Annotated in this window: 13 protein-coding genes; 4 read left to right on the top strand and 9 right to left on the bottom strand. The window is 71.8% G+C overall.

Annotation, left to right across the window (positions count from 1 at the left end):
* Nucleotides 1–30: 30 nt before the first annotated feature.
* Entirely contained in the window at nt 31–1,992 is a 1,962-nt protein-coding gene (locus ACFQU3_RS00565; protein ID WP_385904909.1) for an amylosucrase, read from the bottom strand.
* A 61-nt stretch (nt 1,993–2,053) separates the two neighbouring features.
* Entirely contained in the window at nt 2,054–2,674 is a 621-nt protein-coding gene (locus ACFQU3_RS00560) for an L-threonylcarbamoyladenylate synthase (RefSeq protein WP_385904907.1), read from the bottom strand.
* A 25-nt stretch (nt 2,675–2,699) separates the two neighbouring features.
* On the opposite strand from ACFQU3_RS00560, the gene ACFQU3_RS00555 reads away from it, so the two are divergent.
* Together ACFQU3_RS00555 and lhgO are read left to right on the top strand one after the other, a co-directional pair.
* Complete coding sequence (locus tag ACFQU3_RS00555) at nt 2,700–3,098, top strand: GNAT family N-acetyltransferase (protein WP_385904904.1); 399 nt, start codon at nt 2,700–2,702, stop codon at nt 3,096–3,098.
* Entirely contained in the window at nt 3,095–4,294 is a 1,200-nt protein-coding gene (gene lhgO / locus ACFQU3_RS00550; RefSeq protein ID WP_385904901.1) for an L-2-hydroxyglutarate oxidase, read from the top strand. Before ACFQU3_RS00555 ends, lhgO begins: the two co-directional genes overlap by 4 nt.
* 27 nt (nt 4,295–4,321) lie before the next feature.
* Here the strand turns inward: lhgO and ACFQU3_RS00545 are convergent, their stop codons facing one another.
* From ACFQU3_RS00545 to ACFQU3_RS00535, 3 genes are all read right to left on the bottom strand, one after another.
* Nucleotides 4,322–5,593, bottom strand: coding sequence for an APC family permease (locus tag ACFQU3_RS00545; protein ID WP_385904898.1), 1,272 nt, complete (start codon nt 5,591–5,593; stop codon nt 4,322–4,324).
* 81 nt (nt 5,594–5,674) lie between these two features.
* Nucleotides 5,675–6,286 (bottom strand): FMN reductase, encoded by a 612-nt coding sequence (locus tag ACFQU3_RS00540; protein ID WP_385904895.1) that lies wholly within the window; start codon nt 6,284–6,286, stop codon nt 5,675–5,677.
* Nucleotides 6,283–7,461, bottom strand: coding sequence for an LLM class flavin-dependent oxidoreductase (locus ACFQU3_RS00535; protein WP_385904892.1), 1,179 nt, complete (start codon nt 7,459–7,461; stop codon nt 6,283–6,285). The genes ACFQU3_RS00540 and ACFQU3_RS00535 overlap by 4 nt, the downstream gene beginning before the upstream one ends.
* A 109-nt stretch (nt 7,462–7,570) precedes the next feature.
* On the opposite strand from ACFQU3_RS00535, the gene ACFQU3_RS00530 reads away from it, so the two are divergent.
* Nucleotides 7,571–8,353, top strand: a complete 783-nt coding sequence (locus ACFQU3_RS00530) for a TrmH family RNA methyltransferase (RefSeq protein ID WP_385904889.1) — start codon at nt 7,571–7,573, stop codon at nt 8,351–8,353.
* 48 nt (nt 8,354–8,401) lie between these two features.
* Here ACFQU3_RS00530 and ACFQU3_RS00525 read toward each other — a convergent pair whose 3' ends face one another.
* Nucleotides 8,402–8,941 carry a DUF1697 domain-containing protein gene (locus ACFQU3_RS00525; RefSeq protein WP_385904886.1) on the bottom strand — a complete coding sequence of 180 codons (540 nt, stop codon included), beginning with the start codon at nt 8,939–8,941 and terminating at the stop codon, nt 8,402–8,404.
* Between the two features lies 1 nt (nt 8,942).
* Nucleotides 8,943–9,803, bottom strand: coding sequence for a PhzF family phenazine biosynthesis protein (locus ACFQU3_RS00520; protein WP_385904884.1), 861 nt, complete (start codon nt 9,801–9,803; stop codon nt 8,943–8,945).
* A gap of 73 nt (nt 9,804–9,876) precedes the next feature.
* Between ACFQU3_RS00520 and ACFQU3_RS00515 the strand changes: the two genes are divergently transcribed.
* On the top strand, nt 9,877–10,503 hold the full coding sequence (locus ACFQU3_RS00515; protein WP_385904881.1) for a histidine phosphatase family protein: 627 nt from the start codon (nt 9,877–9,879) through the stop codon (nt 10,501–10,503).
* Between the two features lie 76 nt (nt 10,504–10,579).
* Here the strand turns inward: ACFQU3_RS00515 and ACFQU3_RS00510 are convergent, their stop codons facing one another.
* Together ACFQU3_RS00510 and gcvP are read right to left on the bottom strand one after the other, a co-directional pair.
* Nucleotides 10,580–12,067 carry a glutamate--cysteine ligase gene (locus tag ACFQU3_RS00510; RefSeq protein ID WP_385904878.1) on the bottom strand — a complete coding sequence of 496 codons (1,488 nt, stop codon included), beginning with the start codon at nt 12,065–12,067 and terminating at the stop codon, nt 10,580–10,582.
* A gap of 53 nt (nt 12,068–12,120) precedes the next feature.
* Nucleotides 12,121–15,048, bottom strand: coding sequence for an aminomethyl-transferring glycine dehydrogenase (gcvP, locus tag ACFQU3_RS00505; protein ID WP_385904875.1), 2,928 nt, complete (start codon nt 15,046–15,048; stop codon nt 12,121–12,123).
* Nucleotides 15,049–15,093 lie beyond the last annotated feature (45 nt).

The raw sequence follows: 15,093 nt of genomic DNA, 5'->3' as shown, positions 1-15,093 counted from the left end.
AACCTTTATCAAGGTGCGGTCGTGGTGAGGTCAGGCATGCAGGACGTCGGAAGGCGCCTCGATGAGCCACCAGGCGGCATACGGGCTCAGGGCGGCCAGCCCGTCGGCGCCACCGAAGACGGGAAAGCCGCCCAGGGCGTCATAGGGGTGCGTGATGCCCGCGTCGGCGAAGTGGCGCACCGGGAAGGTCTGCCACGAGGACGTGACGTTGTAGACGCACAGCATCGACCCGCTCGGATGGGTGCGCAGGAGCGCGAGCACACCGTCGTCGGTGTCGAGGAGCAGCCTGGTCTGGGCCGACGCGTGCAGCTGCGGCAGCCCAGCGCGCACCGACGCGAGATGGCGCAAGCCCTGGAACACCTTGCCCTCGGTCGTGTCGAGGTCGTCGCGTTGGGCCGCGCGCTCCCAGTCGAGGCGTTCGCGGTGCGCCCACCGGTTGTCGTCCTCGTGACCCGGCTCCAGCGCCCAGAAGGGGTCGTTCGCCATGCCGAGCTCGTCACCGCTCCAGACGACCGGGATGCCGCCCCAGCCGGCGACGACGGCGTGCCCGAGGAAGAGCCGGGCGAGGCCCTGGCCGATGGCCTCCTCGTCGCGCCGCACCTCGGCATCGGCCAGGCCCGTCAGCGACGCCGTGGTGCCGCTGATGCGCTTGTCGCCCGTCGCCGGGTTGTGCTGGAAGACGAGCCCGTGCGCCCACGAGCCCGGATGCTCGCCGGCGTACCAGTTCGACAGGAAGCGCCGGTGCGCGTATCCGTCGAGGCCGGCGGACGCGGCATCACCGTCGTCGATGGCCCACCCGATGTCGTCGTGGCAGCGCACGTAGCAGATCCACGTGCCGCTCTGAGGGGTCGGCGGCAGCGCCGAGAAGGCCCGCTTGGCCAGGCCGGTGCTGCCCGTCGCCAGCATCGACCACACCTGGACCATGAGGCTGTTGTGGTACGCGATGTCGCTGACACGGCCGGCGTGCTGCCCCTGACCGAGGTACTGCACGAGGTCCCGCGGCCCCACGATGGCCTCGGCCTTGAACGCCAGCGCGGGGCACGCGATGCGGGCCACGGTGCGCAGCGCCTGCGTCACCGCGTGCACCTCTGGCTGGTTCTGGCAGTTCGTGCCGAGCCGCTTCCACGTGAACGCGATCGCGTCGAGCCGGAGCACCTCGACGCCGAGGTTCGCGAGGTAGAGGACGATGTCGGCGTACTCGACGAGCACGTCGGGATTGGCCCAGTTGACGTCCCACTGCCACTCGTTGAACGTCGTCCAGACCCAGCCGTCGAGCTGGTCGTCCCACGTGAAGTTCCCTGGCGCGAAGTCGGGGAAGACCTCCGGGAGGGTGCGCTCGTAGGCGTCGGGCATGACGCGGTCGGGATAGACGTGGAAGTAGTCGCGGTAGTGCGACTCCCCCGCCCTGGCCCTCCGGGCCCATTCGTGCTCGCGCGCCACGTGGTTGAGCACGAGGTCGAGGACGAGCGAGATGCCTTGTCCGCGTAAATCCCTCGCGAGCCGACGCAGGTCGTCGACGTCGCCGAGATCGGCCCTGACGGTGCGGTAGTCCTGCACGGCGTAGCCGCCGTCGTTGTCGCCCTCGCGCGGCTCGAGCAGCGGCATGAGGTGCAGGTAGGTGACCCCGAGCTCGCGGAGGTAACCGATGCGTGACCGCATTCCCTCGAGGTCGTCGCCGAAACGTTCGGTGTAGCAGGCGTAGCCGAACATGTCCGGCTGCTGGAGCCAGTCCGGCCGCAGCAGCCGCTGCTGGTCGAGGCGGCGCAGGTCGGGCGCACGCTCACGATAGGCGGCGACCGCACACTCGACGAGCCGCAGCGCGAGGGCCGAGACGTCCCGCTCGGGATAGAGCACCATGAGCGCCGCGACGAGGTCGTCGGACCATCGCTCCAGCCTCAGCTCGAGCGTCTCGCGGTCGGCGGGCTCGAGGCCGGCGAGCAGCGAGTGCACGGACTCCGTGGTCGGTCGGACGTCATGGGCGCCTTGGCTCATGGGCCGATTGAACAGCAACGGGCGCCTGCGCGACAGGGGCACGCCGCACTCCTCGGCCCGCTCACTCGAACGGCCTCGGGTCGCCGGCGCCGACGCGGACGACCTCCGGGTAGCCCTCGGACCAGTCGACGACGGTGGTCGGCTCGAGGCCACACTCGCCGGAGTCGATGACCGCGTCGACGACGTGGTCCAGGCGGTCCTTGATCTCCCAGCCCTCCGTCATCGGCCCGTCGTCGTCGGGCAGCAGCAGCGTGCTCGAGAGGATCGGCTCGCCCATCGCGCGGAGCAGCCCGTGCACCACGGGGTGCTCGGGGATGCGCACCCCGACGGTCTTCTTCTTCGCGTGGAGCAGCCGCCGCGGCACCTCCTTCGTCGCGGGGAGGATGAAGGTGTAGGGCCCGGGGGTCGCCGCCTTGATGGCGCGAAACACCGAGTTGTCGAGGTGGACGAACTGTCCGAGCTGGGCGAAGTCCGAGCAGACGAGCGTGAAGTGGTGCTTGTCGTCGAGCTGCCGGATGCGCAGGATGCGCTCCTTGCCCTCGGGGTTGTCGAGCGAGCAGCCGAGCGCGAAGCACGAGTCGGTCGGATAGGCGATCAGGCCACCCGTCCGCAGGATCTCGGCCGCCTGCCCGATCGCCCGGGGCTGGGGGTCCACCGGGTGGACGTCGAAGTACTTCGCCATGCACTCACCCTGTCATGCTGGGCCGATGACGGAGACGACGGGCGAGGTCCAGATCGAGGTCGCAGACAACCCGGAGCGCGGCCGCTTCGAGCTACGTGACGGCGGGCATGTCATCGGAGTCGCCAACTACGCACTCGTCCAAGGTGATTCGTCCGGCGATGGCCAAGGGCCGGACCGGGTCGTCTTCTTCCACACCGAGGTCCGCCCCGAGTACGAGGGCCAGGGTCTCGCTGCACGGCTCGCGGCGTTCGCGCTCGACGAGACCGTCACCGCAGGCCGGGGCATCGTCGCGCTGTGCCCCTACATCAAGCTCTACCTGCGCCGGCACCCCGAGCCGTATGCCGCCCACGTCCTGGCGCCGACCCGTGCCGACGTCGACGCGGCCGATCGGGCGGCGGAGCGCGCGGCTGCCGCAGCGGGGTGACCCGGCCGCACGTCGTCGTCGTGGGCGGCGGGATCGTGGGCTCGGCCGTCGCCCGCAGCCTGACCCTCCACGGTCACCGCCCGGACGTGACGCTCGTCGAGAAGGAGGCGGCCCCGGCCACGCACCAGACGGCGCGCAACAGCGGCGTCGTGCACGCCGGCCTCTACTACGCCCCGGGGTCGGCGAAGGCGACCCTGTCTCGCGAGGGCGTGCGACGCCTGCGCGCGTACTGTCGTGAGCGGGCTCTGCCGTACGAGGAGGTGGGCAAGCTCGTCGTCGCCCTCGACACGGTCGAGGAGGCCCGCCTGCGCGACATCGAGGCGCGTGCCGTCGCGAACGGCGTGCCCGGCCTGCGCTGGCTCGACGCGGTCGCCCTGCGTGAGGTCGAGCCGCACGTCGTCGGGCGTGCTGCGCTGCACTCGCCAACGACCGCCATCACGGACTTCGCGGCGGTGGCGGCGGCGATGCTCGACGACGCTCGTGACGGCGGTGCCGAGGTGCTGACCGGGTTCGAGGTGAGCGCGCTCGACCAGCGCTCGGGCCGCGTGGAGGTCCGTGGCACGGACGGTCGTCGGGTCGAGGCCGACCGGGTCGTCGTCGCGGGAGGGCTGCACGCCGACCGGCTGGCCGTGCTCGCCGGTGACGGACCGGACCCGCGCATCGTGCCCTTCCGCGGGGAGTACCACCGCCTCGCCCCCGCGGCGACGCACCTCGTGCGAGGACTCGTCTACCCGGTGCCCGACCCCCGGTACCCGTTCCTCGGCGTGCACCTGACGAGGCGCGTGGGCGGCGACGTGCTCCTTGGGCCCAACGCCGTCCTCGCGACAGCCCGGGAAGGCTACCGGTGGCGCGACGTCGACCCGTCGACCGTGCTCGCCCTCGCTGCGTCGCCGGGGTTGCGGCGGTTCGCACGCGCGAACCTGCGCACGGGCGTGCACGAGGTGGTCGGCTCGCTGAGCCGCCACGCCTTCGTCGAGCGCGCCCGTCGCTACGTGCCGGCGATCAAGGCCGCGGACGTGCTTCCCTCGGGCGCGGGCGTGCGGGCCCAGGCGATGGACCCCGACGGCTCGCTCGTCGAGGACTTCCGGTTCAGCCGCGTGGGCGCCGTGCTCTGCATCCGCAACGCACCCTCACCCGCCGCGACCGCCTCGCTCGCCATCGCCGACCTGGTCGTGGACCGCCTCGACCTCGGCTGAGCGGTCCGCGTGGCACCCGGAGCTGGGTCAGCCGCGACGGTGCTGCACGACCGCGCGCCCCAGCAGTCCCACGGCCAGGACCACGAGTCCGGCCAGGAGCGAGGTGGCCGGCACCGCGAGCGCGAGGACCACACAGCCGAGGAGACCGGCGACGGCGACGACCCGCGGGTAGCGGCGATGGGCAGGGTCCTGCGTGAGCGCCGACGCGTTGGCGACGGCGTAGTAGGTGAGCACCCCGAACGACGAGAAGCCGATCGCACCACGCAGGTCGGTCAGCACGACGAGCAGGCACACGAGGACCGCGAGGACGACCTCGGCGACGTGCGGGACGGCATACCGCTCCTGGACGGCCGCCAGCGGCCGCGGGAGGTCGCCCTCGCGCGCCATCGCGAGGGCGGTGCGACCGACGCCGGCGATGAGCGCCAGGAGTGCACCGAGGGTGGCTGCTGCGGCCGCGGCGCCGACGACCACCGTCAGCCACCCGGCAGAGGGCACGGTGGCAGCCGCGTCTCGCAGCGGAGCCGTGCTGGCGGCCAGGCCCTCCGTGCCCAGGGCGCGCACCAGCACGACGGCCGTGACGGCATACAGGGGCAGGACGATCGCGAAGGCTCCGAGGACCGCGCGCGGGATGGTCCGGGCCGGGTCGACGACCTCCTCCCCGAGGGTGGCGATGCGCGCATAGCCGGCGAAGGCGAAGAAGAGGATCGCGGCGCCCTGCAGCACTCCCCCGGCCCCCACCTGTGTCACCATCTCCGCCGTCGGCGACGGCCCGGCGCCTGGGTCGAGACCCAGCACCCAGACGGCGACGAGGACGACCGCCAGGGCCGCGAGGACGGAGGCCACGATGATCCGGGTGAGCCGGGCCGTACGCGTGATGCCCCGATAGTTGACCGCCGCGAGCGCCGCGACGACGGCGACCCCGACGGGCTTCTGCCACGGCTGCGGGACGAGGTACGCGGCCACGACGAGCGCCATCGCGGCACAGCTGGCGGTCTTGCCGATGACGAAGCCCCAGCCCGCGACGAAGCCCCACCAGGGGCCGAGCCGCTCCCGCCCGTAGACGTAGGTGCCCCCGGACGTCGGGTACTGGGCCGCGAGCTGCGCCGAGGAGGCGGCGTTGCAGAAGGCGACGACGGCAGCCACACCGAGCGCGGCCAGCAGCCAGCCGCCTGCGGAACGTGCGGCCGGTGCGAACGCGCTGAAGAGCCCGGCGCCCACCATCGACCCGACGCCGAGGATGACGGCGTCGGGCGTGGTGAGGCGCCGGGCGAGTGACGGTCCGGGACCGTGGGTGGTCATGACCCGAGTCTGCCTGTCACGCGTGCCGGGTGCTCCACCGCCCGGCGTCCCGGTGCGCACCTGGGCGCACCGGGAGGAGCCTCAGCGGTGCACGCCCGCGAGCAGGGCCTCGAAGGGCGTGACGTCCTCGAACGGGTCGACCCGCTGCTCCCGCGGGTGCCCTGCGACCAGGGCCGCGAAGGACGTGCCGGCGCGCTCGATCCGCTCACCGAGCCGGCCCGCGTCCACGCTGCCCCAGTCCTCGCTGGCCGCGAACACCGCGACGGGGGCGACGAGCGCACCGAGGTGCGCGAAGAGCGGGCGCAGCGCATGGTCGATGGCGAGCGAGTGCCGGGCCGTGCCGCCCGTCGCGCCCAGCAGCACCGGGGTGTCGCGCAGGGCGTCCTGGGGAAGCACGTCGACGAGCATCTTGAACAGCCCGCTGTACGACGCCGCGTAGACGGGGGTCGCGACCACCACGGCGTCGGCCTCGACGATGGCATCGAGGCGCACCTGCAGCTCCGGAGACGCGAAGCCCGTGAGGACGTTGTTCGTGAGGTCGTGCGCGACGTCGCGCACGTCGATGACCTCGACGACGACCTCACTCGGGGCGAGGGCGCGAACGGTCGCCTCGGTGAGGCGGTCGGCGAGCAGGCGCGTCGAGGACGGCTGGGTGACGCCGGCGGTGATGACGGCGAGGTGGATCGTGGTCACGCGGTCACCTCCAGGGTGCTGGTGCTGCTCGCGGTGTCGATGGGCTCCGGCGAGGCGCCGGTCACGTCGTCGACGCCGTGGACGGTGGCGTCGTGCGCGCCTCCCGCTGCCGCGAGACGGCTCGCGTGGGTCGGGGCGTCCGGGACGTGCGCCGGCTTGAGGGCGGCGAACTCCTTGCGAAGGACCGGCACGACCTCCTCGCCGAGGAGGTCGAGCTGCTCGAGGACGGTCTTGAGCGGCAGCCCGGCGTGGTCGAGGAGCCACAGCTGGCGCTGGTAGTCGCCGACGTAGTCGCGGAACCCGAGCGTGCGCTCGATGACCTCCTGCGGGCTGCCGACCGTGAGCGGCGTCTGGCTCGAGAACTCCTCGAGCGAGGGACCGTGCCCGTAGACCGGGGCGCTGTCGAAGTAGGGCCGGAACTCGCGGACGGCGTCCTGGCTGTTCCTGCGCATGAAGACCTGGCCGCCGAGGCCGACGATGGCCTGGTCGGCGCCCCCGTGCCCGTAGTGCTCGAAGCGGCGACGGTAGAGCTGGACCATCTGCTTGGTGTGGCTGGCCGGCCAGAAGATGTGGTTGGAGAAGAAGCCGTCGCCGTAGTAGGCCGCCTGCTCGGCGATCTCGGGGCTGCGGATCGAGCCGTGCCAGACGAACGGCGCGAGCCCGTCGAGCGGACGGGGGGTCGATGTGAAGCCCTGGAGCGGGGTGCGGTACTTCCCCTGCCAGTCGACGACGTCCTCGCGCCACAGGCGGTGCAGCAGCGCGTAGTTCTCGATGGCGAGCGGGATGCCGTCCCGGATGTCCTTGCCGAACCACGGGTAGACCGGACCCGTGTTGCCGCGGCCCAGCATGAGGTCCATGCGGCCGTTGCTGACGTGCTGCAGGTACGCGTAGTCCTGGGCGAGGCGGACGGGGTCGTTCGTCGTGATGAGCGTCGTCGACGTCGAGAGCACGAGCCGCTCGGTGACCGCGGCGAGGTGGGCGAGCAGGACGGGCGGGCTGGCCGGCGCGGCGAACGGCGGGTTGTGGTGCTCACCGGTGGCGAAGACGTCGAGGCCGACCTCCTCGGCCTTCTTCGCGATCGCGATCGTGGCCTTGATGCGCTCGTGCTCGGTCGGCGTCCGGCCCGTGGTGGGGTCGGTCGTGACGTCGCCGACGGTGAAGATCCCGAACTGCATGTGTCCCAACTCCTCAGTGATTGATGTTTCAATCATACCGAACGCCGGGACCCACTCTCCCATTCCCGGGCCGTCGGGCGTGTCACCGCCGCTGTGGGATCCTGTCGCGGTGACGCCGGAGACCTCGCCCCCCGCAGGACCTTCCCCGAAGGACCGCTTCATCACGGTCTACGGCCGCAACCCCGTCCACGAGGTGCTCCTCGACGAGGAGCTCCATGTCGACAAGGTCGTCATCGCCGAGGGCGCTCGCGGCAGCGGGCTGCGCGAGATCCAGCAGGCGGCCCGCCGCCGCCGCGTCGACGTGCAGTTCACGAGCGCGGAGCGGGTCAAGAAGCTCGCCGGCAACGGCCGGCAGGACCAGGGCGTCTTCGCCGACGTCGTCGCGCCCCGGATGCGTGCGCTCGACGCGGCACTCTCGGGGACCGGGGTGGGCGGCCTGTCCACCGTCCTCGTGCTCGACGGCGTCACCACCCCCGCCAACGTGGGGATGATCCTCCGGTCGGCCACCGCAGCCGGGATCGACGGCATCGTCGTGCCGCGCAAGGGAGTCGCGTCGCTCGACCCCCTCGTCGTCAAGGCGTCCGCGGGGGTGGCCTTCCGCGCGCCCATTCTCAAGGCGTTCACGGCCCACCAGGCCGTCGCCGACCTCAAGGCGCACGGCTTCCACGTCGTCGGCCTCGACGCCGGCGGCGACGACGACCTCTTCAGCGCCCACCTGCCCGAGCCGGTGGCCTTCGTCCTCGGCAGCGAGACGGCCGGCCTCACACCGGAGGTCGCTGACCTCGTCGACACGTGGGTGTCCATCCCGATGGCGGCCGGCGTCGAGTCGCTCAACGTCTCCGCAGCAGCAGCCGTCGTCTGCTTCGAGCTCGTCCGCCGCGCCCGGCTCTGACCCTCGCCTGCACCAGCTGCCGGGCGCCCGGCCTCCCGGCGTATGCCGTCAGCCGCCCCACTTGTCGGCGAGCGCCCGCACCACGGCGATGTTGCGTGCCGTCCCGACCGCACCGGTGAGCTTCTCGATGCGGGCGTTGGTGAGCTTGGCGCCCTGCACGCCCGCCGCGAGGAACAGCACGACGTCGTTGCCCACGACCCGGGCACCCTCGGTCGCGGCGTCCCACGCGTGGAGTGCCTCGACGCCCGCGGGGTCGAGGTCGCCCGTCATGAACGTGACGTAGCGACCGGCATCCTTCGCGATGGGTGACTCGAGGGCCTCGGCCTCGTCGGCGAGCTTCCGCAGCTGCGCCGGCGTGCGCACGACGACGGGCACGTCGAAGCCGAACTCGGCACTGATGGCACGACGCAGGTCGTTCTCGACGTTCGCGGCACTGCGCGTGCCGGACCGCACCTTGAGGTTGCCGCTCTGGATGTGTGTCTCGACGTCCTCGTAGCCCTCGGCCTCGAGCAGCTCGCGCAGGACCTGCATCTTCACCTGCCGCTTACCGACGTTGACGGCGCGCAGGAACCCGATCCAGGTCGGCACGTCAGCCGCGCACCAGCGAGCAGGTGCCCCGGCCGACGACGTCCACGCGGCCACCGACGTGCACCGCGCCCGCCCCGTCGATGTCGAGCCGAAGTCGCGACGGCCGTCCGACGGCCGCGCCCTGGCTGACGACGACCGACACGTCGCGGGTTCCCTGTGCGACGAGCCAGCCGCCGAGGTTGGCGCACGCCGAACCCGTCGCCGGGTCCTCGAGGACCGACTGGCCCTCCGTGTAGAAGAGGCGCGCCTCGATGGTCTTGGGGCCGGTCCAGGCCCACGCGTACACGTGCGGCGGGCGCCCCGGGGCGGTCATGTGCTGCGCCATGAGCTGCCCGTCCGGTGCGCAGGCCCGGACGGCGTCGACGTTGTCGAGCCGGACGAGCAGCTGCTCGACACCGGCGTCCACCCAGGCGGCGTCCGAGCGCACGACGAGCGTCCGGCGGAGGCCGAGCGCGGCCGCGAGATCGGCGCCGCTCGCGGTGACCTCACGCACCGTGGCCGGCCTGGCCTCGAGGCGCCAGCCGTCGCCGATGCGCACGACGGGGATGCGCCCCGCCGGCATCGTCAGGTGGACGGAGTCGAGCTCGCCGCCGAGACCGGCGAGCACCTCCGCCGTGCCGAGCGTGGGGTGGCCCGCGAACGGCATCTCGTGCCCGGGCGTGAAGATCCGCACGTGCGCCTCGCCGTCCTCGTCGTGGCGCGCCGTGACGAACGTCGACTCGCTGAGGTTGAACTGGCGGGCCCAGGCGAGCATCTCCTCGTCGGGCATCCCCGTCGCGTCGGGGAAGACGCACAGCGGGTTGCCCGAGAAGGGCTCGCCGGGGATCGAGAAGACGTTGACGAGGTGGAAGGGCAGGTCCATGCCCCGAGTCTGCCGGAGGGCGCCCGTCCGTGGCACGGAGCCCACCCCGACCGACGCCGATAGATTGACGGCCATGGCCTCCCCCGACGGCATCTTCCCCGGCAACATCTACCTCTTCCGGCACGGCGAGACCGAGTGGTCCCTGTCGGGCCAGCACACCGGAACCACCGACCTGCCACTGCTGCCTCAGGGTGAAGCCGCCGCGCGCGAGCTCGCCGACGTGCTGCGCAAGCACCGCTTCGAGCGGGTGCTCGTCTCACCGCTGCAGCGGGCGAGACGCACGGCAGAGCTCGCGGGCTTGGGCGACTTCGAGGTGGAGCCGTTGCTGCGCGAGTGGGACTACGGCGCCTACGAGGGCATCACGACGAAGCAGATCAGCGCCGAGCTCGGCCATCCCTGGGAGGTCTTCGTCGACGGCGTCAAGCCGGGCGTCACCCCCGGCGAGTCCGTCGAGGACGTCTCGGCTCGCGCACAGCAGGTCATCGACAAGGTCTGGCCCGACCTCGAGCACGGCGACGTCGCACTCTTCGGCCACGGGCACGCACTGCGGGTCCTCACGGCGACCTACCTCGGGCTGGACCCCAGGTTCGGGCAGAACCTCATCCTCGACGCGGGCTCGATGAGCGTGCTCACGCACCACCGCTCGACGCGCTGCATCGGCATGTACAACCTGTCACCCTGGCGGCTGCTCGCCGACTGAACCCGCGAGACCGCGTATGCCGTGTGGCCGGCAACACGGCATACGCGGGCTGCGTTGTGGCACAGGTGAGCCCGCGTCAGTCGCGGGGCAGCTCCCAGGTGTGCACGGGCTCGTTGGCCATCATGCCCTCGATGTAGCGGGCGAGCATCTCACGGAGCGCCTTGTCACGGGTCAGGCCCTGTGCCTCGAGCCGGGTGACGCACTCGGACTGCCACGAGGCGCCGTTGACGCCGAGGATGCAACGCTGCTCGATGATCGAGAGGAACCGGTCGCGCACGGCTGCGGACACCCCCCACCGCTCCAGGCCCTCGTGCGCCATCGGGAGCAGGCGACGCAGCACGAGCTCGGTGGCCGGCACCTCGCCGAAGCCGGGCCAGTAGGTGCGGGCGTCGATGCCGAGGCGGGCGCCCTCCTCGAAGTTCGACTCGGCAGCCGAGAAGCTCATCCGGGTCCAGACGGGCCGGTCCTCCTCCGCGAGCACGCGCATCGTGCCGTAGTAGAAGGCGGCGTTGGCCATGACGTCGGCGATGCTCGGCCCCGCCGGCAGGACGCGGTTCTCGACGCGCAGGTGCGGGCGGCCCTCGACGATGTCGTAGATGGGACGGTTCCAGCGGTAGACGGTGCCGTTGTGGAGCCGCAGCTCCTTGAGCTCGGGCACGTCACCGCGCTCGAAGACGTCCTCGGGCTCCTCGTCGTAGAGCTCGGGCAGCAGCGCCGGGAAGTAGCGGACGTTCTCCTCGAAGAGGTCGAAGATCGAGGTGATCCACCGCTCGCCGAACCAGACCCGCGGGCGCACGCCCTGGTTCTTCAGCTCGACGGAGCGGGTGTCGGTGGCCTGGGTGAAGAGCGGGATGCGGGTCTCGGCCCAGAGGCGCTGGCCCAGGAAGAACGGTGAGTTGGCCCCGAGGGCGAGCTGCGGGCCGGCGAGGACCTGGGCGGCGTTCCAGTGGTCGGCGAAGCGCTCGGGCTGCACCTGCAGGTGAAGCTGGATCGACGTGCACGCCGACTCGGGGGCCAGGCTGTCCGAGTAGCGGGCGATCCGCTCCCCCGTGGGTCCCTCGAGCTCGAGCCACACGTCCTCGCCGCGCGCGTCGAGCACGGCGTTGTTGAGCGCGGCGTAGCGGATGTTCTCGCTGATCCAGTCGCCCTCGAAGTGCTCCGGCATGACCGTCGGCAGGATGCCGATGGCGACGATGCCGGTGTGCAGCTCGGCCGCCTTCTCGGACGCCCGGTTGAGCGACTCGCGCAGCAGCCCCTCGAGCTCGATCGCCGAGTCGCCCGGCAGCGGCCGGGGATGCACGTTCAGCTCGATGTTGTAGCGCGCCAGCTCGGTCTGGTAGTCCTCGTCGGCGATCTGCTCGAGCACCGTCTTGTTGTCGAGCTTCGGACTGAGGTCCTCGTTGACGAGGTTGAGCTCGATCTCGAGCCCAGTCATGGGCCGGTCGAACTCGAACTCGCTCTTGCCCAGCATGCGTTCGAACACGTCGAGGTCGCGGCGGACCTTCTCGCGGTACTGCTGCCGCTGCTCTCGTGTGTACCTGGCCTGTTCGACGTCGGCTCCCACGAGCCGAGACAACCACACTCAGGGGCCCGGCGCGAGAGGCGCGCGGGCAGTGATCAGCCCTCGAACGCCTCCGGCGGCGGGCACGAGCACACGAGGTTGCGGTCGCCGTACGCTCCGTCGATGCGGCTGACCGGCGGCCAGTACTTGTCGGCGGCGTTCACGCCGACCGGGAAGGCGGCCTCGGTACGGGCGTACGGGTGGTCCCACTCGCCGGCGATGTTGAGGGCCGTGTGCGGCGCGTGGCGCAGCATGCTGTCGCCCACGGTCACCTCACCGGCGCGGATGGCCTCGATCTCCCCGCGGATCGCGATCATCGCGTCGCAGAAGCGGTCGAGCTCGTAGAGGTTCTCCGACTCGGTCGGCTCGACCATGAGCGTGCCGGCGACCGGGAAGCTCATCGTCGGCGCGTGGAACCCGTAGTCGACGAGCCGCTTGGCGATGTCGTCGACCGTCACGCCCGTCTCGGCCGTGATCTGGCGGACGTCGAGGATGCACTCGTGGGCGACGAGCCCGTCGTGGCCGGAGTAGAGGACCGGGTAGTGCTCGCGCAGCCGGGCCGCGACGTAGTTCGCGCCCAGGACCGCCACCTGCGTGGCATGGCGCAGGCCCTCGCCGCCCATGAGGCGGACGTACGCCCACGAGATCGGCAGGATGCTCGCGGAGCCGTAGGGCGCGGCCGAGACCGGGCCGACGCCCGACTCCGGACCGGCCTCCGGGGCCAGCGGGTGGTTGGGCAGGTGCGGTGCGAGGTGGGCGCGGACCGCGACCGGGCCGACGCCGGGACCACCGCCACCGTGCGGGATGCAGAACGTCTTGTGCAGGTTGAGGTGGCTGACGTCGGCGCCGAACTTGCCCGGCTGGGCGAGGCCGACGAGGGCGTTGAGGTTGGCGCCGTCGACGTACACCTGGCCGCCCGCGTCGTGCACGAGCTCGCACAGCTCGGTGATGGTGTCCTCGTAGACCCCGTGCGTCGACGGGTAGGTCACCATGATCGCGGCGAGGTCGTCGCGGTGCGCCTCGACCTTCTCGTGCAGGTCGTCCATGTCGACGGTGCCGCCCGCGGCGGTCTTGACGACGACGACCTTGAGCCCGGCCATGACGGCCGAGGCCGCGTTGGTGCCGTGGGCGCTCGCCGGGATGAGGCAGACGCGGCGGTGGCCCTCGCCACGAGCCTGGTGGTACGCGTGGATCGCCAGCAGCCCGGCGAACTCGCCCTGCGAGCCGGCGTTGGGCTGCAGCGACACGGCGTCGTAGCCCGTGATCTCGCACAGCCAGCCGGACAGGTCGTCGATGAGGGCCCTGATGCCCTCCGTCTGCTCAGCCGGGGCGAACGGGTGGAGGTTGGCGAACTCTGGCCACGTGACGGCCTCCATCTCGGTCGTCGCGTTGAGCTTCATCGTGCACGAGCCGAGCGGGATCATGCCGCGGTCGAGCGCGAAGTCGCGGTCGGACAGGCGGCGCAGGTAGCGCAGCATCGCCGTCTCCGAGTGGTGCGAGTGGAAGACCGGGTGGGTGAGGAACTCGGACGTGCGCTGCAGCCCCGCCGGGATGCCGGTTCCGAGGGTCGTGCCCGAGGTGTCCTTCAGGTCGTCGGACGCACTCACACCGAACGCGTCGAGCACCGCGAGCAGCGTTGCGGCAGTGGAGGTCTCGTCGAGGCTCAGGGAGACGCGGTCGGCGTCCACGTGCCACACGTTGATGCCGCCCTCGGCGAACTGGCTCGTCACCTCGCCCGCGCGGCCCGGCACGACGACGGTCAGCGTGTCGAAGAACGCAGCCGTCTCGACGTCGAGGCCACCGGCGATGAGAGCCTCGCGCAGGCGTGCCGTCAGGCCGCTCACCCGGCGGGCGATGCCGACCAGGCCCGCGGGACCGTGCCACACGGCATACATGCTCGCCATGACCGCGAGGAGGACCTGGGCCGTGCAGATGTTGGACGTGGCCTTCTCGCGGCGGATGTGCTGCTCGCGAGTCTGGAGGGCGAGGCGGTACGCCTGGTGACCCTCGGCGTCGACGGACACCCCGACGAGGCGGCCGGGGATCTGGCGCTCGAGCCCACGGTGGACGGCCATGTAGCCCGCGTGCGGGCCCCCGAAGCCCATCGGCACCCCGAAACGCTGCGCGCTGCCGACCGCGATGTCGGCGCCCCACTCACCCGGAGCGCTGGCGAGGGTCAGGGCGAGCAGGTCGGCGCACGCCGTGACGAGGCCCTTCGACTCGTGCACGGCGGCGGTGAGCGGCGTCCAGTCGACGATCTCTCCGGTGGCGTCGGGGTACTGGACCATGGCACCGACGACGTCCCTGCCACCCGCGGCGGCGGCCAGCGAGTCGGTGTCGTGGACGGCCCGCAGGTCCGCGACGACGACGCGTAGGCCGAGCGCCTCGGCGCGGGTGCGCATCACGGCGATCGTCTGCGGAAAGAGCCGCTCGTCGACGAGGACGACGGCGTCGGCGGCCGCCCGGCTGGCGCGGCGCATGAGCGACATCGCCTCGGCCGCGGCGGTCGACTCGTCGAGCAGTGACGATCCCGCGACGTCGAGGCCGGTGAGGTCGGTGACGACGGTCTGGAAGTTGAGGAGCGCCTCGAGGCGGCCCTGGGAGATCTCCGGCTGGTACGGCGTGTACGCGGTGTACCAGGCAGGGTTCTCGAGGACGTTGCGGCGCACGACCGGCGGCGTCACCGTGCCGTAGTAGCCGAGGCCGATGAGCGAGGTGAGCACGGTGTTGCGGGAGGCGAACGCCCGCAGCTCGTCGATGACGGCGCTCTCGCTCGCGGCGGCCTCGACCCGCAGCGGGGCCTCGGAGCGGATGGTGCCCGGGATGGCGCGGTCGCACATCGCGTCGAGGCTCGGCTGGCCGACGACCTCGAGCATGCGTCGCACGTCATCGCCGGCGGGGCCGACGTGGCGGCTCACGAAGTCGGCCATCACCGTCTCGGTGGACGTTCCGGTGGTGACGGGCACGAGCTGGTCGATCGACATGCGGGCTCCTGGCGGGTTCGAGCGGACGACACACGCTCCCCGTCT

Source organism: Terrabacter sp. GCM10028922 (genome assembly GCF_042666095.1).
GTDB lineage: Bacteria > Actinomycetota > Actinomycetes > Actinomycetales > Dermatophilaceae > Terrabacter.
The sequence above is the reverse complement of the archived record's forward strand: the minus strand, read 5'-3'. Positions and strand labels throughout refer to the sequence as shown.